General features: G+C 66.6%; 16 protein-coding genes and 2 pseudogenes. 11 read left to right on the top strand and 7 right to left on the bottom strand.

Annotated elements, in window-relative coordinates; all coding sequences use genetic code 11:
- Positions 1 to 347 precede the first annotated feature (347 nt).
- The 11 genes and pseudogenes from KI242_RS14500 to KI242_RS14450 all read left to right on the top strand — a co-directional run bounded on the left by KI242_RS14500 (position 348) and on the right by KI242_RS14450 (position 12,110).
- Positions 348 to 2,261: an HAF repeat-containing protein gene (locus KI242_RS14500; protein WP_212806303.1), complete on the top strand. Its 1,914-nt coding sequence runs from the start codon at positions 348 to 350 to the stop codon at positions 2,259 to 2,261.
- A gap of 137 nt (positions 2,262 to 2,398) precedes the next feature.
- Complete coding sequence (locus KI242_RS14495; RefSeq protein WP_152686178.1) at positions 2,399 to 3,040, top strand: DUF1345 domain-containing protein; 642 nt, start codon at positions 2,399 to 2,401, stop codon at positions 3,038 to 3,040.
- An 80-nt stretch (positions 3,041 to 3,120) separates the two neighbouring features.
- Positions 3,121 to 3,960: an AraC family transcriptional regulator gene (locus KI242_RS14490; RefSeq protein ID WP_015635414.1), complete on the top strand. Its 840-nt coding sequence runs from the start codon at positions 3,121 to 3,123 to the stop codon at positions 3,958 to 3,960.
- Positions 3,961 to 4,010: 50 nt separating this feature from the next.
- Positions 4,011 to 4,622 (top strand): LysE family translocator, encoded by a 612-nt coding sequence (locus tag KI242_RS14485; protein WP_015635413.1) that lies wholly within the window; start codon positions 4,011 to 4,013, stop codon positions 4,620 to 4,622.
- Positions 4,623 to 4,749: 127 nt separating this feature from the next.
- Positions 4,750 to 5,691, top strand: a complete 942-nt coding sequence (locus KI242_RS14480; RefSeq protein WP_015635412.1) for a choline ABC transporter substrate-binding protein — start codon at positions 4,750 to 4,752, stop codon at positions 5,689 to 5,691.
- Positions 5,692 to 5,777: 86 nt separating this feature from the next.
- A pseudogene (locus KI242_RS14475) lies at positions 5,778 to 6,709 on the top strand (alpha/beta hydrolase).
- A 142-nt stretch (positions 6,710 to 6,851) separates the two neighbouring features.
- Complete coding sequence (locus KI242_RS14470) at positions 6,852 to 7,868, top strand: LacI family DNA-binding transcriptional regulator (protein ID WP_280517149.1); 1,017 nt, start codon at positions 6,852 to 6,854, stop codon at positions 7,866 to 7,868.
- Positions 7,869 to 7,934: 66 nt separating this feature from the next.
- Positions 7,935 to 8,717 (top strand): TIM barrel protein, encoded by a 783-nt coding sequence (locus tag KI242_RS14465; protein WP_072442074.1) that lies wholly within the window; start codon positions 7,935 to 7,937, stop codon positions 8,715 to 8,717.
- Positions 8,710 to 9,672, top strand: a complete 963-nt coding sequence (locus KI242_RS14460; protein ID WP_212806301.1) for a sugar kinase — start codon at positions 8,710 to 8,712, stop codon at positions 9,670 to 9,672. The genes KI242_RS14465 and KI242_RS14460 overlap by 8 nt, the downstream gene beginning before the upstream one ends.
- 137 nt (positions 9,673 to 9,809) lie before the next feature.
- A complete protein-coding gene (locus KI242_RS14455) occupies positions 9,810 to 11,105 on the top strand; it encodes an MFS transporter (protein ID WP_053158148.1) in 1,296 nt (431 codons plus the stop codon).
- Between the two features lie 18 nt (positions 11,106 to 11,123).
- A complete protein-coding gene (locus KI242_RS14450; protein ID WP_125063257.1) occupies positions 11,124 to 12,110 on the top strand; it encodes a D-glycerate dehydrogenase in 987 nt (328 codons plus the stop codon).
- A gap of 611 nt (positions 12,111 to 12,721) precedes the next feature.
- On the opposite strand, the gene KI242_RS14445 is transcribed toward KI242_RS14450, so the two are convergent.
- From KI242_RS14445 to KI242_RS14415, 7 genes and pseudogenes are all read right to left on the bottom strand, one after another.
- Entirely contained in the window at positions 12,722 to 13,426 is a 705-nt protein-coding gene (locus KI242_RS14445) for an NAD(P)H-dependent oxidoreductase (RefSeq protein WP_212806299.1), read from the bottom strand.
- Positions 13,427 to 13,435: 9 nt separating this feature from the next.
- Entirely contained in the window at positions 13,436 to 14,644 is a 1,209-nt protein-coding gene (locus KI242_RS14440; protein ID WP_212806298.1) for a pyridoxal phosphate-dependent aminotransferase, read from the bottom strand.
- Between the two features lie 26 nt (positions 14,645 to 14,670).
- Positions 14,671 to 16,277, bottom strand: a pseudogene (locus KI242_RS14435) (5-guanidino-2-oxopentanoate decarboxylase).
- Between the two features lie 10 nt (positions 16,278 to 16,287).
- Positions 16,288 to 18,387 carry an acetate--CoA ligase family protein gene (locus tag KI242_RS14430; RefSeq protein WP_212806297.1) on the bottom strand — a complete coding sequence of 700 codons (2,100 nt, stop codon included), beginning with the start codon at positions 18,385 to 18,387 and terminating at the stop codon, positions 16,288 to 16,290.
- A gap of 21 nt (positions 18,388 to 18,408) precedes the next feature.
- Positions 18,409 to 19,569 (bottom strand): acyl-CoA dehydrogenase family protein, encoded by a 1,161-nt coding sequence (locus KI242_RS14425; RefSeq protein ID WP_011061007.1) that lies wholly within the window; start codon positions 19,567 to 19,569, stop codon positions 18,409 to 18,411.
- Between the two features lie 218 nt (positions 19,570 to 19,787).
- Positions 19,788 to 20,579: an enoyl-CoA hydratase-related protein gene (locus KI242_RS14420; protein ID WP_212806296.1), complete on the bottom strand. Its 792-nt coding sequence runs from the start codon at positions 20,577 to 20,579 to the stop codon at positions 19,788 to 19,790.
- A 569-nt stretch (positions 20,580 to 21,148) separates the two neighbouring features.
- On the bottom strand, positions 21,149 to 22,552 hold the full coding sequence (locus tag KI242_RS14415; protein WP_212806295.1) for an amino acid permease: 1,404 nt from the start codon (positions 22,550 to 22,552) through the stop codon (positions 21,149 to 21,151).
- Between the last annotated feature and the right edge of the window lie 167 nt (positions 22,553 to 22,719).

Below are 22,719 nucleotides of genomic sequence, written 5' to 3'. Positions count from 1 at the left end.
ACCGGCTTTCAGAATTTTCCTAAAGACTTCATCCGCAACTAATAACTAAACTAATTCGACACACAAAGTTCATATCCAACACAGCGATTAGTTAAACACCCAGTTACTACCCGCATGTAAGCAAGACAACTTCGACTCACGCCATCGCGCCCCGCCCGGCCCCAAACCCCAAGCCATCCGGGCATCACGCCCTCATCACTGCGTAAACCAAGCCTTTACCTCGGCAGTAGCCTGCTCGCCCATAAAAAACTTCCATTACTCAGGCCGCTGTAATCATTTCCTTTTTCGCCAGGTTCATTACATTGAAATCGCCTTTTGCAACAGCCGCACTAACACTGATCTATGGAATGATTTATTCAGCACAGTCCTGTGCCGACACTACTATCGACCTGAGTTCTTTGGGCGCTGATGGCTCGGTAGCCTATGGCGTATCGGCTGACGGCCATTTCATCGTCGGCACTGCGTTCGCGAACGGCAATCAATATGCGTTCAAGTACAGCGATGCGACCGGCATGGTCAATCTGGGCACACTGGGTGGCGTTCAATCCTATGCCAAGGCCGCATCCGCTGATGGCAAGGTGGTCGTGGGGTTCGCCGGCGTCTCCAGTAACAACCCTCACGCCTTCAAGCACACCGACGCCACCGGCATGATCGACCTGGGCACCTTGGGAGGACTTACCTCACAGGCCACGGGCGTGTCCGCTGACGGCTCCGTTGTCGTAGGCGATTCGACTACCACCAAGGGCGACTATCGTGCGTTCAAGCACACCGATGCGATGGGCATGATCGATCTGGGCACCCTGGATGCGGGCAACAGCGGCTACTCCTTTGCCACCGCCGTGTCCGCGGACGGCAGCATCGTCGTGGGATACGCTGATATCGATGCCAGCACAGACACGCAACACGCCTTCAAGCACACCGACGCGAACGGCATGATCGATCTGGGCACCCTGGGAGGGCAGACCTCACAGGCATTCGGCATCTCCGCTGACGGCCATGTTGTCGTGGGAATGGCCCAGACAGCTACAGGCGGCACTCAAGCGTTCAAGCACACTGACACTGCCGGCATGGTCGGCCTGGACTCCTGGGGTGGCGATTCCTTCGCTTATGGCACTTCCTCCGACGGTAGCGTCATCGTAGGTGTAGCCGCGACGGCCACTGGCTATGTCCATGCATTCCGGCACACCGATGCCAGCGGCATGGTCGACCTGGGCACCCTGGGCGGTGAAACGTCAGCGGCGACCGGCGTCTCCGCTGACGGCAATGTTGTCGTGGGCCTCAGCCTTACGGGTGAAGGAGCCATGCACGCCGCGCTATGGAAAATCACCGAAACAGGTTCCCACCTTGTCGACCTGGACAACACCCGCACCGCCATGGCCAGGAACGCCAATCGGGCCTGGGGGATGCTCGATTTGCGCAGCGAACAACTGGCTCGATTGATGAGCCAGGAATGCCAGATCGACAGTGGCTCGTTCTGTATCGGTGTGGGCCCAAGCTACAGCCGCAACGGCGTGGCCAGGCAGACCAGCATGAGCCTGACCCTGGGGGTTCGTCCCACCGAGCATCTGCGCCTTGGCGTGACCCTGGATCAGGACCTCGATCGGCAACTGCCGGACAACTACGCCAAGGCAGGCTCGGCAGCACCGGCGGTCGCCCTCTTCGCCGCCGTTGATGAAACAGGCCACGGGCTGGGTTGGCAGGGCCGTGTGGCCGCAGCCTATGTGTCTTCCAAGGTCGATATCACACGCGAACAACTGGCTTACACCGAGGCCGGCCAAGGGCGTTCGAGCCTACGCGGCAAGTCCTTGAGCATCGAAGGCGCCTACGGCGTGATGCTCAATGCAATGACCCTGACGCCGTATCTGGGCCTCAGCCAGACTCAGGTCAGCCGCCAGGGCTATCGTGAAAACAGCGGCGCGGTGTTTGCGGCCAGCTACGCGAAAATGGGCCGCACGACCACCAGCCTGAACCTCGGTGTGCGGGGCGCCAAAAAGCTCACCCGGCAGCTGGAACTCAGTGCCAACCTGGAGCTGACCCAGGACCTGCGCAACAAGCGCGATGCCTTTCACGCCCAAATGGAGTACCTGGGGCGCTACACCTACCAGGCCGGAAAACAGCACGACGCTCGCCTGGGGGCCGGCACGGGAGTGAGCTATGCCCTGAACGAACACAGCGCCGTGCATACGGGCGTGTTCTGGGCGCAGCAACCAGGTGGCAATGATGTGACCGGCATTCAGACAGCCTTTACTTACCAGTTCTGATAGCAGCCTGCCCCGCCGGCCTGAGTTCGAGGCCGGCCGGGGACGCGGATGCACGTTCGCCATTCCGTGATTCGGGCAGGCCCGGGAGCCAGGCGCCATGCTAAGGTTTGGCCACTTCCACTCTCGCGAAAATGCCCATGTCCGTCGTCATCCGCACCCACCCCCGCTTGACCATCGGCGTCCTGATCGGCTGCGCCATTGGTCTGCTCGCTCCTGCCCAGAGCCTGACCGGCAAGATCCTCATTGGCTGGAACGCCGCTGTCTGGAGCTACCTGGCACTGATGTTCTGGCTCACCGTTCGGGCTCGCGCCGATGAGGTCAGGCGCATCGCCGAAGCCGAGGATGAAAACGCCGGCCTGGTGCTGTTGATCGTCTGTGTGGCGGCCATTGCCAGCCTGGTGGCGATCACCCTGGAGCTGGTGGGCAGCAAGAACCTGGACAGCACCCAGCGCCTGGTCCACTACGGCTTCACCGGGCTGACGGTGATCGGCTCGTGGCTACTGGTGGGGGTGATCTTCAGCCTGCACTACGCGCGCCTGTACTACACCTGGGACGGCAAGGAACCGGCGCTGCGCTTTGCCGAAGGCCCGACCAACCCGGACTACTGGGACTTCCTGTATTTCTCCTTCACCATCGGCGTGGCGGTGCAAACCTCGGACGTCGGCGTGGCCACCCGCGAGCTGCGCAAGATCGTCCTCGCCCAATCGCTGATCGGCTTTCTGTTCAACACCGCGATCCTCGGTTTCTCGATCAATATCGCCGCCGGGCTGTTCAGTTGAGGCTGCACAAAACTTCTAGACCCCAGCCCTGGCACCGGCGTTAACTGCCAGGGTTGCCGCCACGCCCCACGGACCGCCCCATGACCACGCCCAACTGGATCGACCTGGCCCAGGATGCCGACACCGGCATCGAGACCCTGCGGGCCCATTTCACCGGCCACGCCTATGACCCGCACTGGCACGACAGCTACCTGGTGGGCGTCACCGAGCAAGGGGTGCAGCAGTTCAACTGCCGCCGGGCCCGGCACCAGAGCACGCCGGGCAAGGTGTTCCTGCTGGAACCGGGGGAAATCCACGACGGCGAGGCCCCCACCGAGGGCGGCTTTACCTACCGCATGCTGTACCTCGACCCGCAGTGGCTGGAGCGCGAACTGGGGGCGCTGTTCGCCGAGGCGCCGGCCAATGCCCAACTGGCATTCGGCAGTACCCTGGCCAGCGATCCGCGCCTGGCCCGGGCCACCAGCGCGGCCTTTCACAGCCTGCACCATGGCGAGTTGCGCATCGTCCGCCAGAGCGCCCTGGACCAGTTGCTGGAACAACTGACCGGGCACTTGCACTGGCGCCGGCGCTACGCCCAGGACCCGCGCCTGCCGCTGGTGGCGCAACGGGCCCGGGACTACCTGCATGCGCACCTGGCCCAGGACCTGAGCCTGGAAGCCCTGAGCCAGGCCTGCGGGGTCGACCGCTTTCGCCTCAGCCGCGCCTTCAAGGCCGCCTTCGGCCTGCCACCCCATGCCTACCTGGTGCAACTGCGCCTGAGCCGGGCACGCCGCCTGCTGGCCGGAGGCGCAGCGCCGGCCGAGGTCGCCACGGCCCTGGGCTTTGCCGACCAGAGCCACCTGGGGCGCTGGTTCATGCGTGCCTACGGGCTGAGCCCGGCGTTGTATCGCAAGCGCTGCACAAAGCTTCCAGACGCCTGAAAGCACCTGGGCCAGGATCAACTGCCGATCACTTCCCAAAGTTGCCCGCCATGCCCCTGTCTCTCTCGACCCTGCTGCCCTTTGTGCTGTTTGCCTTTGTCGCCTCCATCACCCCGGGGCCGACCAATATCCTGGTGCTGAACAACAGCGCCCGCCATGGCCTGCGGGCGGCGCCGCCGATCATCCTCGGCGCAGCGCTGGCCGCGGCCGGGATCGTGCTGCTGGTGGGCGCCGGCCTGGGCGACTGGCTCGCCGGCAGGCCCAAGGTGCAGCAGGCCATGCAGTGGCTCGGGCTGCTGTGGCTCAGCTACCTGGCCTGGCAGATCTGGCAGGCCCCGGCCAGCGCCCTGGATGCCAGTGCCGGGCAGCCGCGCCGCCTGGGGCTGGCCGGCGCCGCCGCGTTGCAACTGGTGAACCCCAAGACCTGGATGATGGCCCTGGCGGTGGTCAGCGTGTTCGCCGGTACCGAGGCCGACCGACAGTGGCGGGCGCTGTGGCTGTCCCTGGTGTTTTTCCTCATCGCCCTGCCGTGCCTGGGCGCCTGGGCACTGCTGGGGGCCGGTTCGGCGCGCTGGCTACGCTCGCCCCAGGCGCTGAAGGCATTCAATCGGGGCATGGCCCTGCTGTTGCTGGCATCCACCTGGATGAGCCTGTGGGCCTGAGGTCGCCACAGTGCAACGGGCGGTCGCTCCAGTGCCTTTGGCTCGGCACCGGGGCGCTGTAGGGTGGCGCACACGGCGCAACAAGACGCCGCCCCGAACAAAAACCACTGCCCCACGAGAGCCTCCGATGAAAACACCGTTCAAGCGTTGTTTCCTGGCCTGTTGCGCCAGCGCCCTGCTGAGTGCCCCGACCTGGGCCGCCGAGCCCGCCGCCTGCAAGACCGTGCGCATGGGCGTGGTCAACTGGACCGACGTGATCGCCACCAGCGCCATGGCCGACGTGCTGCTCGGCGGCCTGGGCTACGACAGCAAGCAGACCAGCGCGGTGCAGCAGATCATCTTCGCCGGCATTCGCGACCGGCGCCTGGACATCTTCCTCGGCTACTGGAAACCGGCCATGGACCAGAACATCGCGCCCTTCCTGGCCGCCGGGCAGGTCAGGGTCATGGCCCAGCCCAGCCTGGCCGATGCCCAGGCGACCCTGGCAGTGCCGGACTACGTGGCGCAAGCGGGCCTGAAGACCTTCGCCGACATCGCCCGCTTCAAGGAGCAGCTGGGGGGCAAGATCTACGGCATCGAACCCGGCAGCGGCGCCAATACCACGATCAAGACCATGATCGACACCGACCATTTCGGCCTCAAGGGCTTCAAGCTGATCGAGTCCGGCGAGGCCGGGATGCTGGCGGCGGTGCAGCGGGCGATCAACCGCAAGGAGTTCGTGGTGTTCGTCGGCTGGACCCCGCACCCGATGAACATCAACCTGCCCATCACCTACCTCACCGGCAGCGAGGACGTGTACGGGCCCAACGAAGGCGCGGCCACGGTGTCCACGGTGACCGCCCCGGACTATGCCGAGCGCTGCCCCAACGTCGACCGGCTGCTGAAGAACCTGAGCTTCACCGCAGCCCAGGAAAGCCAGCTGATGGTGCCCATCATGCAGCGCCAATCGCCCCAGGAGGTGGCCCGGCAATGGTTGCGCGAGCATCCCGAGGACCTGCAGCGCTGGCTGGCGGGGGTGACCACCTTCGACGGCCGCGATGGCGTGGCAGCGGTCAAAGCGAGCCTGTAGCCCCCTCTGCAGGAACCGGCTTGCCGGCGCAGGCGGTCTCACGGGCCCTTCGCCGGCAAGCTGGCTCCCACACTCCAGGACTGTCCATGAACCATTACCCGCTTTCTGCCGAGCTGGCGGCCTTTGTCCAGCGAACCCTGAGCTACACCAGCGTCGACAGCAGCTTCCAGGGCCTGCGCGACAGCTACGAGCGCATGTGCCGGGCCTTCACCCCGCCTCGCCCTGCCGGGCTGGCGGTACAGGAGCTGCAACTTTCCGGGGTGCCACTGCGCCTGTATCACCCCGAGCGCCCGGCTGCGCCTTCGGGCTGGCCCTGGCTGTTGTACCTGCACGGCGGCGGCTGGGTGCTGGGGGCCTGGACTCCCACGAGTTCATCACCGCCCGCTTGGCCAGCGAGCTGGGAATACTGGTGATCGCCGTGGACTACCGGCTGGCCCCGGAGCACCCGTTCCCCGCCGCCTTCGACGATTGCCTGGGGGTCTGGCGGGCCCTGGAACAAGGGCTGCTGCCCCTGCCACTGGACCCGCAGCGCCGGGTGCTGATGGGCGACAGCGCCGGCGGCAACCTGGCGGCGGCGCTGTGCCTGGCCCTGCGCGATGCCGGCGAACCCGGGCCGGCGGCCCAGGTGCTGGTCTACCCCGGCCTGGGTGGCGCCGCCAACCTGCCCTCGCGCAGCCAGTGCGCCGACGCGCCCTTGCTCAGCAGCAGCGACCTGGACTGTTTCCAGGCCCTGTACCTGCCCGGCCCGCAGCAGCGCTCGGCCTATGCCCGGCCGCTACTGGCGCAACAGTTCGCCGGCCTGCCCGCGGCCTTTATCGCCCTGGCACAGTTCGACCCGCTGCGCGATGACGGCGAGCGTTATCACCAGCACTTGCTCGCAGCCGGTGGGCAAAGCCAGCTCTACCCGGGCCTGGGGCTGGTGCACGGTTGCCTGCGCGCCAGGGGCCTGGCCCCTGAAGTGGACGCCCTGTACAGCGCCCTGCTGGCCTACCTGGAACAGCACCTGGGCCGCCCCTGAACGCGACCGTTGGTCAGCCACCGACCTGCGTGGATGCTATTTCCTGCCTCTGCACTATTGACGGCCGAAGCGCTTTTGCGGTTTCCTGAAACCGGTTTCATCGCAACTGGAACCCATAATTCCAAAAACAAGGTCGTCGCCCGTGAATCAGTTTTCCGCCGCCCAGCGCAGCCGCGTCACCATGCTCGATGTCGCCCGCCGCGCCGGGGTCTCCAAGGCCAGCGTGTCGCGCTTTATCGGCGAGGACCGGGCCCTGCTCTCCGATGCCATTGCCCTGCGCATCGATCAGGCCATCAGCGAACTGGGCTACCGCCCGAACCAGATGGCCCGCGGCCTCAAGCGCGGGCGCACCCGCCTGATCGGCATGCTGGTGGCCGATATCCGCAACCCCTATTCGATTGCCGTGATGCATGGCGTGGAAACCGCCTGCCGCCAGCACGGCTACAGCCTGGTGGTGTGCAACACCGACCGCGACGACGAACAGGAAGCCCGGCACCTGGCCAACCTGCGGGCCTACAACATCGAAGGCCTGATCGTGAACACCCTGGGCCACCACCTGGAACAGTTGCAGCAATTGCAGGAAGAGATGCCCATGGTCCTGGTGGACCGCAAGCTCTCGCAGTTGCAGGCCGACCTGGTGGGCCTGGACAACCCGGCGGCGGTGCGCAGCGCCCTCGACCACCTGCAACAGCAGGGTTATCGCGACCTGCTGCTGGTCAGCGAACCCCATGACGGCACCAGCTCGCGGTTGGAGCGCAGCACCAGTTTCCAGGCCGAGATCGAGCGCCGTCCGGCCTTGCGCGGCCAACTGCTGGAAACCGGCAGCCACCTGACCAGCCAGTTGCAAGCCTTTCTCGCCGCCCCCGGCCCCGGGCCCAAGGCGCTGTTCTGCGCCAACGGCGTGGCGACCCTGGCCGCCACCCGCGCCCTGCGTGAGCTGGAGTGCCCGCTGTTCGAAGGCGTGGGCCTGATCGCCCTTGACGACCTGGACTGGTACCCCCTGGTGGGCAATGGCATCACGGCCCTGGACCAGCCCACCGAAGCCATAGGCACCAGTGCCTTCGAATGCCTGCTCAAGCGCCTGCGGGGCGACGATGCCCCGGCGCGGGTGGTGGATTTTCCGGCGCAGTTGATCGTGCGCGGCTCCACCCGGTTGTAACGGTGAGGGCAAGACCCACCACTTTTTTCTCGAACAAAAATGAAACCGGTTTCAGAGGTCAGGAACATGCAGCAATCCCCCGTCTCCATCAGTTTGTCCAGCTACGGCGCAGACCTTGTGCGCGCACAGGGTCAGGCGCATTTCATTCCCCTGGTGGCCGCCGCCGGCGCGTCCTGCATCGAATGGCGCGAAGAACTGCTGACCCATGAGCAGCCTGCCGAGCTGGCCCGCAGCGCTGCGGAGCACGGCCTGGAAAGCGTGTTTTCCTCGCCCCTGGAGTTGTGGCAGGCCGAGCGCAGCGAGCCCAACCCGCAACTGAGCGCCACCCTGCAACGGGCCCGGGAGTTCGGCGCCAAGCGGCTCAAGGTGTCCCTCGGGCACTTTCGCGAACACCACGACCTGCGCAGCCTGGCCAGCCTGCTGTTTCGCCAGCCCCTGGCCCTGCTGGTGGAGAACGACCAGACCGCCCACGGCGGGCGCATCGAGCCGTTCCAGCGCTTTTTCAGCGCGGTAGAGGCGCTGAACCTGCCGCTGCGCATGACCTTCGACATCGGCAACTGGCAATGGCAGGAGCAATCGGCGCTCAACGCCGCGCGCCTGCTGGGCCGGCACGTGGCCTACGTGCACTGCAAGGCGGTGCGCCTGCGGGTCGACGGCAAGCTGGTGGCCATACCGCCCGGCGCCCCGGAGCTGCATCAATGGGAACAACTGCTGCGGCACATGACTCAAGGTATTACCCGGGCCGTGGAATACCCCTTGCAAGGCACCGACCTGCTGCAAGTGACCACCGAGCAGGTCAGCCTGCTGGCCCACCTTGGCCAATCGCGCCTGGAGCATGCAGATGCCTGATATCGATATCCTCTCGTTCGGCGAAACCATGGCGATGTTCGTTGCCGAACACGGCGGCGACCTGGCCCAGGTCCAGCACTTCCACAAGCGCATCGCCGGGGCCGACAGCAACGTGGCCATCGGCCTGGCACGCCTGGGCTTCAAGGTGGCCTGGCTGAGCCGGGTAGGCAACGACTCCCTGGGGCGCTTCGTGCTCGACACCCTGCGTGCCGAAGGCCTGGACTGCCGTTTCGTGCGCTGCGACCCGATCCATCCCACCGGCTTTCAGCTCAAGTCCCGGGAAGACGGCGGCGACGACCCGCGGGTCGAGTATTTCCGCCGCGGTTCGGCGGCCAGCCACCTGGCCATCAGCGACCTCGACCCGGCCCTGCTGCGGGCCCGCCACTTGCACGCCACCGGCATTCCCCCGGCGCTCTCGGACTCGGCCCGAGAGCTGTCCGGCCACCTGATGCACACCCAGCGCAGCGCCGGGCACAGCGTGTCGTTCGACCCCAACCTGCGCCCCGCCCTGTGGCCCAGCGAAGCGCTGATGATCCGCGAGATCAACCGGCTGGCGGCGCTGGCCCATTGGGTACTGCCGGGGCTCGCCGAAGGCCGCCTGCTCACCGGCCGCGACGACCCGGCGGACATCGCCGCCTTCTACCTGGACCAGGGCGCCGAAGCCGTGGTGATCAAGCTCGGCGCCCATGGCGCCTACTACCGCACCCAGCTGGATGCCGGCTTCGTCGACGGCGTGCCGGTGGCCCAGGTGGTGGACACCGTAGGCGCCGGCGACGGCTTTGCCGTGGGCCTGATCAGCGCCCTGCTGGAAAGCCGCGGCATCCTCGAAGCGGTGCAGCGGGCCAACTGGATCGGCAGCCGCGCGGTGCAGAGCCGTGGCGACATGGAAGGCCTGCCCTTGCGCCACGAACTACCGGAGCACACGCCCAGCCTGAAAACCGCCAGCGCCCTGTAGGCGCTGGCTTGCCAGCGAAGACGCCCGCCCGGCGACACACGCCCCAAGGGCCCCTTCGCCGGCCAGCCGGCTCCTGCAGTGACCGAACACCACGAACCACCTGCTGCGACAAAAACAACAAGCTCAGGAGAACTTTCATGGACACGCTCAAACTCGCCACCCGCCGCTGGTGGTACATCATGCCCATCGTCTTCATCACCTACAGCCTGGCCTACCTGGACCGCGCCAACTACGGTTTCGCCGCGGCCTCGGGCATGGCCGATGACCTGCAGATCACCCCCGGCCTGTCCTCGCTGCTGGGGGCGCTGTTCTTCCTCGGCTATTTCTTCTTCCAGGTGCCCGGGGCGATCTACGCGCAAAAGCGCAGCGTGAAGAAGCTGATCTTCGTCAGCCTGATCCTCTGGGGCGGCCTGGCCACCCTCACCGGGATAGTCGCCAACGCCTACATGCTGATCGGCATCCGCTTCCTGCTGGGGGTGGTAGAGGCCGCGGTGATGCCGGCGATGCTGGTGTACCTGTGCCACTGGTTCACCCGCGCCGAACGCTCCCGGGCCAACACCTTCCTGATCCTCGGCAACCCGGTGACCATGCTCTGGATGTCGGTGGTCTCCGGCTACCTGGTGCAGCACTTCAGCTGGCGCTGGATGTTCATCATCGAAGGCCTGCCGGCGGTGATCTGGGCCTTTATCTGGTGGCGCCTGGCCGATGACCGGCCCAGCCAGGCGCAGTGGCTGAGCCAGGACGAAAAACGCGACCTGGAAAGTGCCCTGGCCGCCGAACAGCAAGGGATCAAGGCGGTGAAGAACTACGCCGAGGCGTTCCGCTCGCCCAGGGTGATCATCCTCGCCCTGCAATTCTTCTGCTGGAGCATCGGGGTCTACGGCTTTGTCCTGTGGCTGCCGTCGATCCTCAAGCACGGCGCGCAGATGGACATGGTGGAAGCCGGCTGGCTCTCGGCCCTGCCTTACCTGGCGGCGGTGATTGCCATGCTGGCGGTGTCCTGGGGCTCGGACCGCACCCAGAAGCGCAAGCGCTTCGTCTGGCCGCCGCTGCTGGTGGCGGCCATCGCTTTCTACGGTTCCTACCTGCTGGGGGCCGAGCACTTCTGGTGGTCCTACAGCCTGCTGGTGATCGCCGGGGCCTGCATGTACGCGCCCTACGGGCCATTCTTCGCCATCGTCCCGGAGATCCTTCCGGCCAATGTCGCCGGTGGCGCCATGGCCCTGATCAACAGCATGGGCGCCCTGGGCTCTTTCGGCGGCTCCTACCTGGTGGGCTACCTGAACAGCGCCACCGGCTCCCCCGGCGCCTCCTACCTGCTGATGAGCGGCGCGCTGCTGCTCTCGGTACTGCTGACCCTGTTGCTCAAACCCGGTGCCGACCAGCCGCAGGCCAAGGCCCTGCCCCTGCGCCGGCGCCTGGCCCACCCTTGAAACGGTCTAGAGAACCCCATGAAAAAACACCTGGTGCTGTACAAGAAACTCTCCCCAACGCTGATGGCCCGCCTGCAGGAGCAGGCGCAGGTGACCCTGATCGAAACCCTCGACGCGGCGGGGCTGAATGCCCTGCGCCAGGCGCTGCCGAGCGCCGACGGGCTGCTGGGTGCCAGCCTGCGCCTGGACGCCGAACTGCTGGACCTGGCGCCCCGGTTGCGGGCGGTGGCCAGCGTTTCGGTGGGGGTCGACAACTATGACATCGACTACCTGACCCAGCGCCGCATCCTGCTCAGCAACACCCCCGACGTGCTCACCGAGACCACCGCCGACACCGGCTTCGCGCTGATCCTGGCGACCGCCCGGCGGGTGGTGGAACTGGCCAACCTGGTGCGCGCCGGGCAATGGCAGCGCAACATCGGGCCGGCGCACTTTGGCACGGATGTCCACGGCAAGACCCTGGGCATCATCGGCATGGGGCGCATCGGCGAAGCCCTGGCCCAGCGCGGGCATTTCGGCTTCGGCATGCCGCTGATCTACCACAGCACCCGGCCCAAGCCCGCGGTGGAGCAACGCTTCAATGCCCAGTACCGGAGCCTGGAGCAACTGCTTGAGGAAGCCGACTTCATCTGCCTGACCCTGCCCCTGACCGAACGCACCCAGGGCCTGATCGGCGCCCGGGAGTTCGCCCTGATGCGCCCCGAAAGCATCTTCATCAATATTTCCCGGGGCAAGGTGGTGGATGAAGCGGCGCTGATAGAAGCCCTGCAACAACGGCGGATTCGCGGCGCCGGGCTGGACGTCTTCGAACGCGAGCCGCTGGAACACGACTCCCCACTGCTGCAACTGCCCAACGTCGTGGCCACCCCGCACATCGGCTCGGCCACCCACGAAACCCGCGAAGCCATGGCCCGCTGCGCGGTGGACAACCTGCTGGCGGCCCTGGCCGGCCAGCGCCCGCCGAACCTGGTCAACCCCGCGGCGTGGACCGGCCCGCGCCCCTAACGGCCAGCCTGCGCAGCGCCCCCGAAGAACTCCCTATCGCCGGGAATGCTCGTGTAGGAGCTGGCTTGCCAGCGAAGGCGGCCACAAGAGCAGCGCAAGGCTCAAGGCCCTGTTCGCCGACAAGCCGGCTCCTACGGAGGAGGGCGTATCGGCGCGGATGCTCATGTAGGAGCTGGCTTGCCAGCGAAGGCGGCCGCAAGAGCAGCACACGGCTCAAGGGCCTGTTCGCCGGCAAGCCGGCTCCTACGGAGGAAGGCGTATCGCCGCGGACGCTCGTGTAGGAGCTGGCTTGCCAGCGAAGGCGGCCGCAAGAGCAGCACAAGGCTCAAGGGCCTCTTCGCCGGCAAGCCGGCTCCTACCGAGGAAGGCGTATCGCCGCGGACGCTCATGTAGGAGCTGGCTTGCCAGCGAAGGCGGCCGCAAGAGCAGCACAAGGCTCAAGGGCCTGTTCGCCGGCAAGCCGGCTCCTACGGAGGAAGGCATATCGCCGCGGACGCTCGTGTAGGAGCTGGCTTGCCAGCGAAGGCGGCCGCAAGAGCAGCACAAGGCTCAAGGGCCTGTTCGCCGGCAAGCCGGCTCCTACGGAGGAAGGCGTATCGGCGGTGGGGATTTCAGACCGGCAAGGGGTACAGGGCTTCGTCGAACTGGTCCAGGCGCGGGAAGACCAGGGGCTGGTCGTCCGCCAGGTGCTGCAGGCGCTGGCGGTAGCTATGCAGGAAGGCTTCGCGAGCCTCCTGGCTGATGTAGGGCACGTGCCAGGCCACGAACGGTTCCAGTACGTCACAGCCCACATAGGCCAAAGTGCCCCGCAGCAACGGGCGCAACATCTCTTCGAGCGGTCCATGGATCGCACCCTCGCCAAACATGTGCTCGCGCCCGCCCAGGGTCAGGGTCACCAGGGCTTTCTTGCCCGCCAGCCCGCCCTGGTCATAGAACCGCTTGCCGCCATAACACACCCCCGACACCAGCACCCGGTCGATCCAGCCCTTGAGCATGGCCGGCACCGAGAACCAGAACACCGGGAAGTTGAGGATCAACAGGTCGGCCCACAGCAGCTTGTCCAGCTCGGCCTGGATATCCGCGGCAATGCTCTGGTTCTTCACCCCCAGGCGCTGTTCCAGGGCATACACCAGGTAGTCCGGGTTGTCCCGGGAGGCAAAATCCGCGGCGCTGGCCACCGGGTTCCAGTTCATCGCGTACAAGTCACTGACCTGCACCTGGTGCCCCTGGGCCTCCAGGGTGCTGCGGGCCTGGTCGCGCAAGGCGGCGGTGAAGGATTGCGGCTCGGGGTGGGCGTGAACGATCAGTACCTTCATGAAGACTCCTCAAACAGTAGGCAAAGTGGCGGGGGCAACGCGGCGGCTCAGGCAGTGCTCGGCGCACAGGGCAATGCGCCGGCAGGCTTCGCGCAAGTCATCCGGCTGCAGCACCAGCCCCAGGCGGATATGCCCAGCGGCGCTGGGGCCGAAGGCTTCGCCGGCCAGCACCGAGACGCCCTGCTCGTCCAACAGGCGCTCGCTGAAGGCCTGGGCGCTGAGCCCGGTGGCGCGGATGTCGACCATGACGAACATGCCGCCATCGGGTTTCAACGGCCGGGCACCGGGGCAATCGGCCAGGCAGTCGCACACCAGATCCCGCCGCTGGCGATAGGCCTCGGCCATCTCCCGCAACTGCGGCAAGGGTTGCTCCAGGGCCACCACGGCGGCGTCCTGGATGAATTCCGGCGAGCCATAGAGCATGCACAGGGCGAGGTTTTCCAGGTGCGCGGCCAGGGCCGTCGGCGCCACCACCCAGCCCAGGCGCCAGCCGGTCATGGCATGGGACTTGGAGAGGCTGTTGAGGGTCGCGGTGCGCTCGGCCATGCCCGGCAGGCTGGCCGGGCTGACATGCTCGCCCTCGTACAGCAGTTCGCTGTAGACCTCGTCGCAGATCAGCCACAGGTCATGTTCGATGCACAACGCCGCCAGGGCCTCCCAGGTGGCCCGGGGAATGCTGGCGCCGGTGGGGTTGTGCGGGCTGTTGAGCACCAGGGCCCGGGTCTTGCCGGTGATGCGCGCGGCCACCGCCTCGGGCTGTACCCGAAAGCCGTCTTCGGCCCGCACCGGCAGCGGCACCACCCGGGCGTTGCAGGCACCGAACACTGCTTCATAGGTGACGTACATCGGCTCAGCCACTATCACTTCGTCACCCGGGTCCAGCAGGCACTGGGCCACGCTGTACAGGGCGCACTGGGCACCGGCCAGCACCACCACTTGCTCGGCATCCACCACTTGCCCGCTACGCTGCTGATGGCGGCGGGCGATGGCCTCGCGCAAGGCGCGCTTGCCGCGCACATCGGCGTAATGGGTGTGGCCGGCCTGCAGGCTGTCGATGGCCGCCTGGACGATGGGCTGGGGGGTGTCGAAATCCGGGTCGCCCACCGACAGCAACCAGACTTGCTCGCCGCGTTCGCGCTTGGCCAGGGCCCGGTAATGAATGTCCCAGGCGGCGGCGCCGTCTCCGGCAATACGTTGGGTCAGTCGAGAAAAGCGCATGCACAAGCTCCAGGAAAAAGGGATGGTCAGCGCGCGCAGGCGTGCTTGAGTTCGATCAGGGTCACGCCATTGCGGGCAAAGCCCTCGCGCAGTTCCTGTTGCAACTCATCGAGGCTGGCGGGCTGGCTGACGCTGCAACCAAAGGCCCGGGCCAGGGCGGCAAAATCCGGATTGCGCGGCAGCACGCCGATCGGTTCGATGTTCAGATCCAGCATGTCATCGCGGATCTGCCCCAGGGCATCGTTGTTCCACAGCAGCACCACCAGCGGGCTGCGCAGTTCCTCCACCGCCGTGGCCAACTCCTGCAGCGTGTAGAGAAAACCGCCGTCGCCCACCAGCACCAGCCCGGGACGCTCGGGGGCGCCGAGCTTGGCGCCGATGCCCGCCGGCAAGCCGTAGCCGAGGGTGCCGTAGCCGGTGGGGTGCAGCCAGCTGCGGGTGGCCCGGGTCGGGTACAGGTAGTTGCCGCTGTAGGCCAGCTGGGTCATGTCGCTGGCGATAAAGCCGTGCTCCGGCAGCTCGGCGGCAATGCGCTGCAGGATCGAGCGGTGAATCTGCTGCAAGGGCCCCTGCCCGTTCTGCACCGCCTGGCGCAGATCGGCCACCGCATGAATCGCCGCCCCCGCTTCGGCCGGTGTGGGTGGCAAGGCCTGGAGCAAGGCGTCCAGGGTGGCCCGGGCATCGCCGTGCAAGGCCACCGAGCACGGGTAGAAGTCATTGAACTTGCGCGGGTCGATATCCAGGCGCAGCAGCTCGCCGTTCAGCGGCAGGCGCTCGCGCCAGTAGTCGGTGTCGGCCATCTCGGTGCCCACCGCCAGCACCACATCGGCCTGACTGATCAGCTGCCAGCCGGGCTCCACGCACAAGGTCGCCCCGGCGTTCAGCGGCGCTTCATCCGGCAGCAGGCCCTTGCCGGCGACGCTGCTGAAGAACACCGCCCCCAGGCGCGTGCTCAGGGCCCGCAGTTGCTCGGCGGCATGCAACGCGCCGCCGCCGGCAATGATCATCGGCCGCTTGGCGCGGCGCAGTGTGTCCGCCGCCTGCCGGATATCCGCCGCCGCGGCCGGGCCACGCCCGGGCGGCGCACCACCTCGCCGGTCCAGTCCCGGGCGACCTTGGCCGCCAGCACATCCAGGGGCACGCTGATGTGCACCGGGCGCGGGCGCTCGCTGTCGAACACGGCAAAGGCCCGGGCGATCAGCTCCGGCAAATCTTCCGGGCTCAGGGCCAGGGCCGAAAAGGCGGTGATAGGCGCGGTAATGGCGCGCTGGTCCTGGGTTTCGTGCAGCGAGCCGCAGCCCTTGCCCAGGCTGGCGCTGTGGTTGACGCTGGAAATCACCAGCAGCGGGATCGAGTCGGCATAGGCCTGGCCAATCGGCGTGGCGACGTTGGTCACCCCCGGGCCACTGATGACGAAACACACCCCGGGCTTGCCACTGACCCGGGCGTAACCGTCGGCCATGAAGCCCGCGCCCTGCTCGTGACGGGTCAGCACATGGCGGATGCCGCTGCCGGGCAGCCCGCGGTACAGCTCCAGGGTGTGCACCCCGGGAATGCCGAACACCGTGTCGACGCCGTAGCCGGCCAGCAGGCGCACCAGGGCCTGGCCACCGGTCAAGGTCTGATCGTGCATGTCTCTCTCCTCAAGCCTGGCCAAGGCGAATCAACGCATCGACCGCGACGGTACCCTGGGCACCGACCAACAATGGGTTCACATCCAGTTCCAGCAGTTGCCCGGCGTGTTCGCAAGCGTAGTCCGCCACCGCGCCGATGGCCGCCACCAGGGCTTCAAGATCAGCCGTCGGGCGCCCGCGAAAACCTTGCAGCAAGGCGGCGCTGCGCAGGCTCAGCAAGGCCTGGCGGATCGCCCCTTCGGTGGTGGGCAGCAGCAGGCTGCGACTGTCCTTGAGCAGTTCCACCAGCACCCCGCCGGCACCGATCACCAGGGCCAGAGCGAAGTCGTTCTCACGCTTGATGCCGACAATCAGCTCCGCCAGGGGCGGCGCGGCCATGGGTTCCAGCAGCACCCGCTCAAAAGCCACCCCGGGCGCATGCTCGGCGATCCGCGTGTGCATCAGGCGCAGGGCCGCGCTCAGGGCTTCAGGGTCCTTAAGACTCAGGGCCACCGCCCCGGCCTCGGTCTTGTGCGGCAGCTCGGCGCTCACCGCCTTGAGCACCAGCGGGTAGCCAATGCCCGCCGCCGCGCTCAGGGCCTGCCCGGGGGTGGTCAACACGCCTTCCGGGGTGCAAAGGCCAAAGGCGCGCAGGGCCTGCTTGGACTGCCACTCGTCCAGCAGCACAGCGCTACAGTCCAGAGCCTGCGGGCACAGCGGCACCAGGGCCGACTCCCCCAGGGCCAGCAACGCCGGACGCCGCTGTTGATAGGCGACGATCCGCCCCCAGGCCGCCAGGCCGTCCTCCACGCCTTGCAAGGCGGGAATGCCATGGCCGTGCAAACGCTCGCGGGCACTGGCCGGCAGCAGTTCGGGAAAGGCCGAAGTGACAAAACCGCGCTTGCCGTGGCGTTGCAGCGCCGCGCAGAACAGCTCCAGCAGCAGGTCGCATTCCTTGCGCTCGCCGGTAAACTCGGCCGGGTAATCCAGCACCAGCATGGCGCTGTCGGCCTCGGTACGCAGGGCCGTGTCGAGCATGGCTTGCAGGGCCTGGGCGTCGCCCCAGATGGCGGTGGTGAAATCCAGCGGGTTCACCAGGTTGGCGTAGCCCGGCAGCACCTGGGCCAGCTCGGCGCATTGCCCGGCATCCAGCTTGGGCAACTGCAGGCCGTTGCGCTCGGCGTAGTCGGCGATCAGCCCGGCATCGCCCCCGGAACAGGCCAGGGCCATCAGCTGCGGGCCAGCCGGCAACTGCCCGCAGGAGGCGGCCTTCAAGGTTTCGACAAAACTCACCGGGCCGCTGACCCGGATCACCCCCAGGCGCTGGAACAGCGCGTCGTACAGCGCGTCCGATCCCGACAGCGAACTGGTGTGACTCAAGGCCAGCTCGGCGCCGATCTGCGACACCCCGGTCTTCAGGGCAATGATGGGTATGCCCTTCTCCAGGGCTTTATGCGCCGCCCGGGCAAACCCCGGCACGTTCTTCAGGCCTTCCAGGTGCAGACCGATGGCGGTCACCCGCGGCTCGTCCAGCAGCACGTCCATCAGTTCGGCAATGCCCAGCTGCGCCTGATTGCCCACCGACGCCATGTAGGCCACCGGCAGCGAGCGGTCGCTCATGGACAGGTTGTAGGCAAAGTTGCCGCTCTGGGTCAGCACTGCCACACCGCGTTCCACGGGTTGACCGCCATGGGCCACCGGCCACAGCGCGGCGCTGTGCAGGTAGTCCAGCAGGCCGTAGCAGTTGGGGCCCAACAGCGCCATGTCGCCGGCGGCCTGCAGCAGTTGCTGTTGCAGGGCCTGGCCCTCGGCGCCGGTTTCGGCAAAGCCCGAGGCGTAACAGATAGCCCCGCCGGCGCCCTTGGCCGCCAGCGCCGCGACGCAGGTCAGGGTCAGCTCGCGGTTGGTGGCGACGAACACCGCATCCGGGCCGCAGGGCAGCTGTTCGATGCTGGCCACGCACGGCACGCCATCGAGCTCGGCATGCTGCGGGTTGACCAACCACATGGGCCCGGCAAACCCGCCTTCGGCGCAGCGCCTGAGGGCCCGGGCCATGCTACGCCCGCCCACGAAAGCCAGGTGCCGCGGGGCCAGCAGGCGCTTGAGATTGTCACGCAAAGTCTGGGACATGACGGCAATTCTCCAGGGCGCTCAGCGCATCAGCGGCCGCAGCAGTTCACGGGAAATAATGTGGCGCTGGATCTCCGAAGTGCCTTCCCAGATGCGCTCGATCCGCGCGTTGCGCCAGATGCGCTCCACCGGGCCTTCGTCCATCAGGCCCATGCCGCCGTAGATCTGCACCGCCTCGTCGGCCACCCGGCCCAGCACTTCACTGGCGAACAGCTTGGCCATGCCGGCCTCGCCATCGGTCATGCTGCCCTGGTCCATCTTCCAGGCGGTATGCAGGGTCAACAGCTCGGCGGCGCGGATCTGCGTGGCCATGTCCGCCAGCTTGAACGACACCCCCTGGTAACTGCCGATGGCCTGGCCGAACTGCTTGCGGTCCGCGGCCCATTGCAAGGAGGCATCCAGGGCGCGCTGGGCCTGCCCGACGCAGTTGGCGGCGACCATCACCCGCCCGGCGGTGAGCCAGGCGTTGGCCACTTCCCAGCCCTTGCCCACCTCCCCCAGCACCTTGGAAGCCGGTACCCGGCAGTCATCGAAGAACATCTCGAAGGTGTGGTAGCCGCGGTTGCTCACGCACTTGGGGCCACGGCGGATGGTCAGGCCCGGGGTGTCGCGATCCACCAGGAACGAAGTCACCGCGTTGCGCTGGCGGCCGTTGTGCTCATAGGTGCCGGTGACCGCAAAGACAATGGCGAAATCCGCATGCCCGGCGTGGCTGATGAAGTGCTTGCTGCCGTTGAGCACGAAGTCGCCGCCGTCGCGCACGGCGCGGGTCTTGATCGCATTGGCGTCGGAGCCGGCCCCGGGTTCGGTCAGGGCGAAGCAGTCGACCTTGCGCCCCTGCACGCAGGGCAGCAGGTAGTCGCCGATCTGCGAGCCGGTGCAGGCCATGAGGATTTTCGACGGCCGGGCAACGAACACATGCAGGGCCCAGGAACACTTGGCCAGCTCGCGCTCGATCAGCGCCTGGGACAGGTAGTCCAGGCCGCCACCACCCACTTCTTCCGGCATGTTGAAGGCATAGAAGCCAGCGGCGATGGCCTTGCTGCGGATCTCCCCGGCGAGGTCGGCGCTGACCTCATCGGCGCGGTCCACCGCCTCTTCGTGGGGCAGCAACTCCTTGCTGACAAAACTGCGAACCGCGTCCACCAACATTTCTTGTTCTTGGCTGAGTTGGAAATTCATGGCGCTACCTGTGAGTGATTGACGGTGCAAAAAAACCAGTGATCTGGCAGGACGATCTGGCGAAAAACACCTTCCCGTAGGAGCCAGCTTGCTGGCGAACAGGCCCTTGAATCAGGCGCTGTTCTTGCGGGCGCCTTCGCCGGCAAGCCGGCTCCTACAAAATGGGCGCATGGCCCAGGGGCCCTTTCGCCGGCAAGCGGAACGCCGCCCGACCGCCCCTACAACCCTTGGAAACGTGGCGGGCGTTTTTCGCTGACGGCACGCAGGGCTTCGGCGCCGTCGGCGCTGCGCCCGCACAGCAGGCCTGCGGCCAGTTCGGCGGCCAGTTGCTGCGCCAGGCTGCGGTCGGCGCCCTGGCGGATCAGCTTCTTGGTCTGGGCAAAGGCGAAGGTCGGGCCCGTGGCCAGGCGCGCCGCCAGCTCGCTGACGCTGCCGATCAGTTGCTCGTCGGCGCACACCTCGCCGACCAAACCGGCGGCCAGGGCGCGTTCGGCGCTCCACAACTCATCGAGGAACAGCAGGCGCTTGGCCTGTTCGCTGCCGATCAAGCGCGGCAGGTGCCAGCTGGCCCCGGCGTCCGGCGAGTAGGCCATGCTGGTGTAGCCGGCCTTGAAGCGCGCCGACTGCCCCGCCACCCGCAGGTCGCAGCACAGCGCCAGGTCCATGCCACCGCCCACCGCCGTGCCGTTGATGGCGGCGATGGTGGGTTTGTCCAGGCTGTGCAGGCAGGTCATCAAGGCGTGGGCGGTTTCGGTCCAGCCGTAGCTTTCCAGGGCGCCGCGGGCCTCGGCTTCGGCCCATTCCGCCAGATCGGCCCCGGCGCAGAAACTGCGGCCGCTGCCGGTCAGCACCAGCACCCGTACCGCCGGGTCGCTGTTGCAGTGCTCCAGCAAGGCATGCAGTTGCTTGAGGGTGTGGATGTCCAGGGCGTTGCGTTGCTCCGGGCGGTTGAGGGTGATCCAGGCTACGCCGGCTTCGACCCGGCTGAGCAGCGACGATGAAGGGGTCATGTGCGTCCTCGAATTATTGTGGTTGGCGTGAGGGAGGTGACGTGAGGGCCATACTAAACGAGTGTTCAACAAGGCGGCAATTGGTTGATCGAGGCCTGTCCTCATTCTGGCAAACACACATAACTCATTGTTTTAAATAGATATTAATCAGAATCAATCGTTGCTTCGGGCGCCGCTGTTACAACTTCGAACAACCGCCTACAACCTCCCGCGCGGGCTCTGTAGCCGCTGCCGAGCCTGCGAGGCTGCGCAAAGGACCGCAGGGCCTTGCTTGGCGGTCCTCAGGCAGACCCTGGGCGCCTTCAAGACCGCCACGTCTCCTGCGTCGGCATGCCGCCCAAGCCGCTCGCAGCCTGCGGCAGCGGCTACAGGGAAATGTAGGAGCTGGCTTGCCAGCGAAGGCGTCCGACCAGGCGATGCAAGGCTTGCGGGCCCCTTCGCCGGCAAGCCGGCTCCTACGGGGTGGGGCTGTGGGATGTGCCTGCTTGCTGTAGGAGCTGGCTTGCCAGCGAAGGCGTCCGCCCAGGCGATACAAGGCTTCAAGGGCCGCTTCGCCGGCAAGCCGGCTCCTACACGGCGGCTGCAGGTTGCAGTTGGCGTTTGCGCTGCATCAGGTAGTAGGCGCCGTAGCACAGGGCGATAAAGCCCGAGCCCCAGTACAGCGACGGACGCTGGGTTTCATCCAGGGCCAGGAACACGAACAGCGAACTGCACAGGACGATGCACAGCAGCGGCACCAGGGGGAACCAGGGCGCGCGGTACTTGAGCTGCTCCAGTTGCCCGCCTTCGCGCAGGAACTGGCGACGGAAGCGGTACTGGGCCAGGGCGATGACGATCCAGGTCACGGTGCCGGCCATGCCGCTCACCGCCATCAGCACCATGAACAGGGTGTCGGCAGCGATGAAGCTGGTCATCAGCGAGATCAGGGCAAAGCACAGGGTGATGAACAGGGCGCGCAGGGGGACGCCTTGTTTGCTCAGGGGCGACAGGGCCTTGGGCGCCATGCCGGATTTGGACATGGCCCAGAGGATGCGCGTGGAGGCATACAGCCCGGAGTTGCCCACCGAGAGGATCGCCGTGAGGATCACGAAGTTCATCAGGTCGGCGGCGTAGGGAATGCCCACCATGTCGAACACCTGGACGAAGGGGCTTTCCACCAGCCCGGCCTGCTGCCAGGGAATGATCGCCGCCAGCACCATCACTGCCAGCACGTAGAAGATCAGCACGCGAAACACCACGTTGCGTACTGCACGGGGGATGCTTTTTTCCGGCTGGTCGGTTTCACCGGCGGCCACGCCCATGATCTCGCAGCCCTGGAAGGCGTAGACCACGGTCATCATCACCGCGAACACCGCCGGCAGGCCGTTGGGGAACAGTGAGTCGCCCTTGAGGTTGTCGAACATCGGCGCCGGGGCACCGCTGGGCAAGTCGATGACGCCGAAGATCACCAGCGCGCCCACCACGATAAAGCTCAGGATCGCCAGCACCTTGATCCCGGCGAACCAGTATTCGGCCTCGCCAAAGGCGCGGGTGGCCAGGGCGTTGATGCCAAACAGCAAGGCCACGAACAGCGCCGACCAGTACCAGATCGGCACGTCGGGGAACCAGCGCTGCATCAGCATGCCGGCCGCGGTGAACTCCAGGCCCACGGTGGTGGCCCAGCTCATCCAGTAGACCCAGCCGATCATGAAGCCGGTGGCCGGGCCAATGTACTTGGTGGCGTGGGCCTGGAACGAGCCGGACACCGGCATCTGCACCGACAGCTCGCCCAGGCAGACCATCACCAGGTACATCAGGAACCCGGCCACCAGGTAAGAGAGGATCGCCCCCCAGGGCCCGCCCTGGTTGATGGTGACCCCGGAGCCCATGAACAGCCCGGTGCCGATCACGCCGCCCAGGGACAGCATGAAAATGTGCCGGCTCTTCAGCGAGCGCGTCAGTTGGATGCCTTTACGTTCAGTGGTGGTTGTCATGGCGCACCTCAGCAGTCGGTGAGGCGCAGGGCGCGGGGCGAAGGGGTGTGGCGGAAGGCGGAAGCAGCTTGCAGGCAGTTCATTATTATTATCTCCAATAAGCTTCGAAGACCGCGGCGGGCGCGGTTCAAGCGATTATTGGAAAGCCATGTAAGTTCGGATTGAAC

It is taken from the genome of Pseudomonas sp. Eqa60 (assembly GCF_018326405.1).
GTDB lineage: Bacteria > Pseudomonadota > Gammaproteobacteria > Pseudomonadales > Pseudomonadaceae > Aquipseudomonas > Aquipseudomonas protegens.
This window is presented reverse-complemented; position numbering and strand designations above follow the sequence as displayed.

Coding starts and splice junctions, on each gene's coding strand:
- KI242_RS14465 (WP_072442074.1), top strand. CDS start 7,935: ATGCAGCAATCCCCCGTCTCCATCAGTTTGTCCAGCTACGGCGCAGAC.
- KI242_RS14455 (WP_053158148.1), top strand. CDS start 9,810: ATGGACACGCTCAAACTCGCCACCCGCCGCTGGTGGTACATCATGCCC.
- KI242_RS14430 (WP_212806297.1), bottom strand. CDS start 18,387: ATGTCCCAGACTTTGCGTGACAATCTCAAGCGCCTGCTGGCCCCGCGG.
- KI242_RS14485 (WP_015635413.1), top strand. CDS start 4,011: ATGCCCCTGTCTCTCTCGACCCTGCTGCCCTTTGTGCTGTTTGCCTTT.
- KI242_RS14420 (WP_212806296.1), bottom strand. CDS start 20,579: ATGACCCCTTCATCGTCGCTGCTCAGCCGGGTCGAAGCCGGCGTAGCC.
- KI242_RS14415 (WP_212806295.1), bottom strand. CDS start 22,552: ATGACAACCACCACTGAACGTAAAGGCATCCAACTGACGCGCTCGCTG.
- KI242_RS14425 (WP_011061007.1), bottom strand. CDS start 19,569: ATGAATTTCCAACTCAGCCAAGAACAAGAAATGTTGGTGGACGCGGTT.
- KI242_RS14450 (WP_125063257.1), top strand. CDS start 11,124: ATGAAAAAACACCTGGTGCTGTACAAGAAACTCTCCCCAACGCTGATG.
- KI242_RS14480 (WP_015635412.1), top strand. CDS start 4,750: ATGAAAACACCGTTCAAGCGTTGTTTCCTGGCCTGTTGCGCCAGCGCC.
- KI242_RS14460 (WP_212806301.1), top strand. CDS start 8,710: ATGCCTGATATCGATATCCTCTCGTTCGGCGAAACCATGGCGATGTTC.
- KI242_RS14495 (WP_152686178.1), top strand. CDS start 2,399: ATGTCCGTCGTCATCCGCACCCACCCCCGCTTGACCATCGGCGTCCTG.
- KI242_RS14490 (WP_015635414.1), top strand. CDS start 3,121: ATGACCACGCCCAACTGGATCGACCTGGCCCAGGATGCCGACACCGGC.
- KI242_RS14440 (WP_212806298.1), bottom strand. CDS start 14,644: ATGCGCTTTTCTCGACTGACCCAACGTATTGCCGGAGACGGCGCCGCC.
- KI242_RS14445 (WP_212806299.1), bottom strand. CDS start 13,426: ATGAAGGTACTGATCGTTCACGCCCACCCCGAGCCGCAATCCTTCACC.
- KI242_RS14500 (WP_212806303.1), top strand. CDS start 348: ATGATTTATTCAGCACAGTCCTGTGCCGACACTACTATCGACCTGAGT.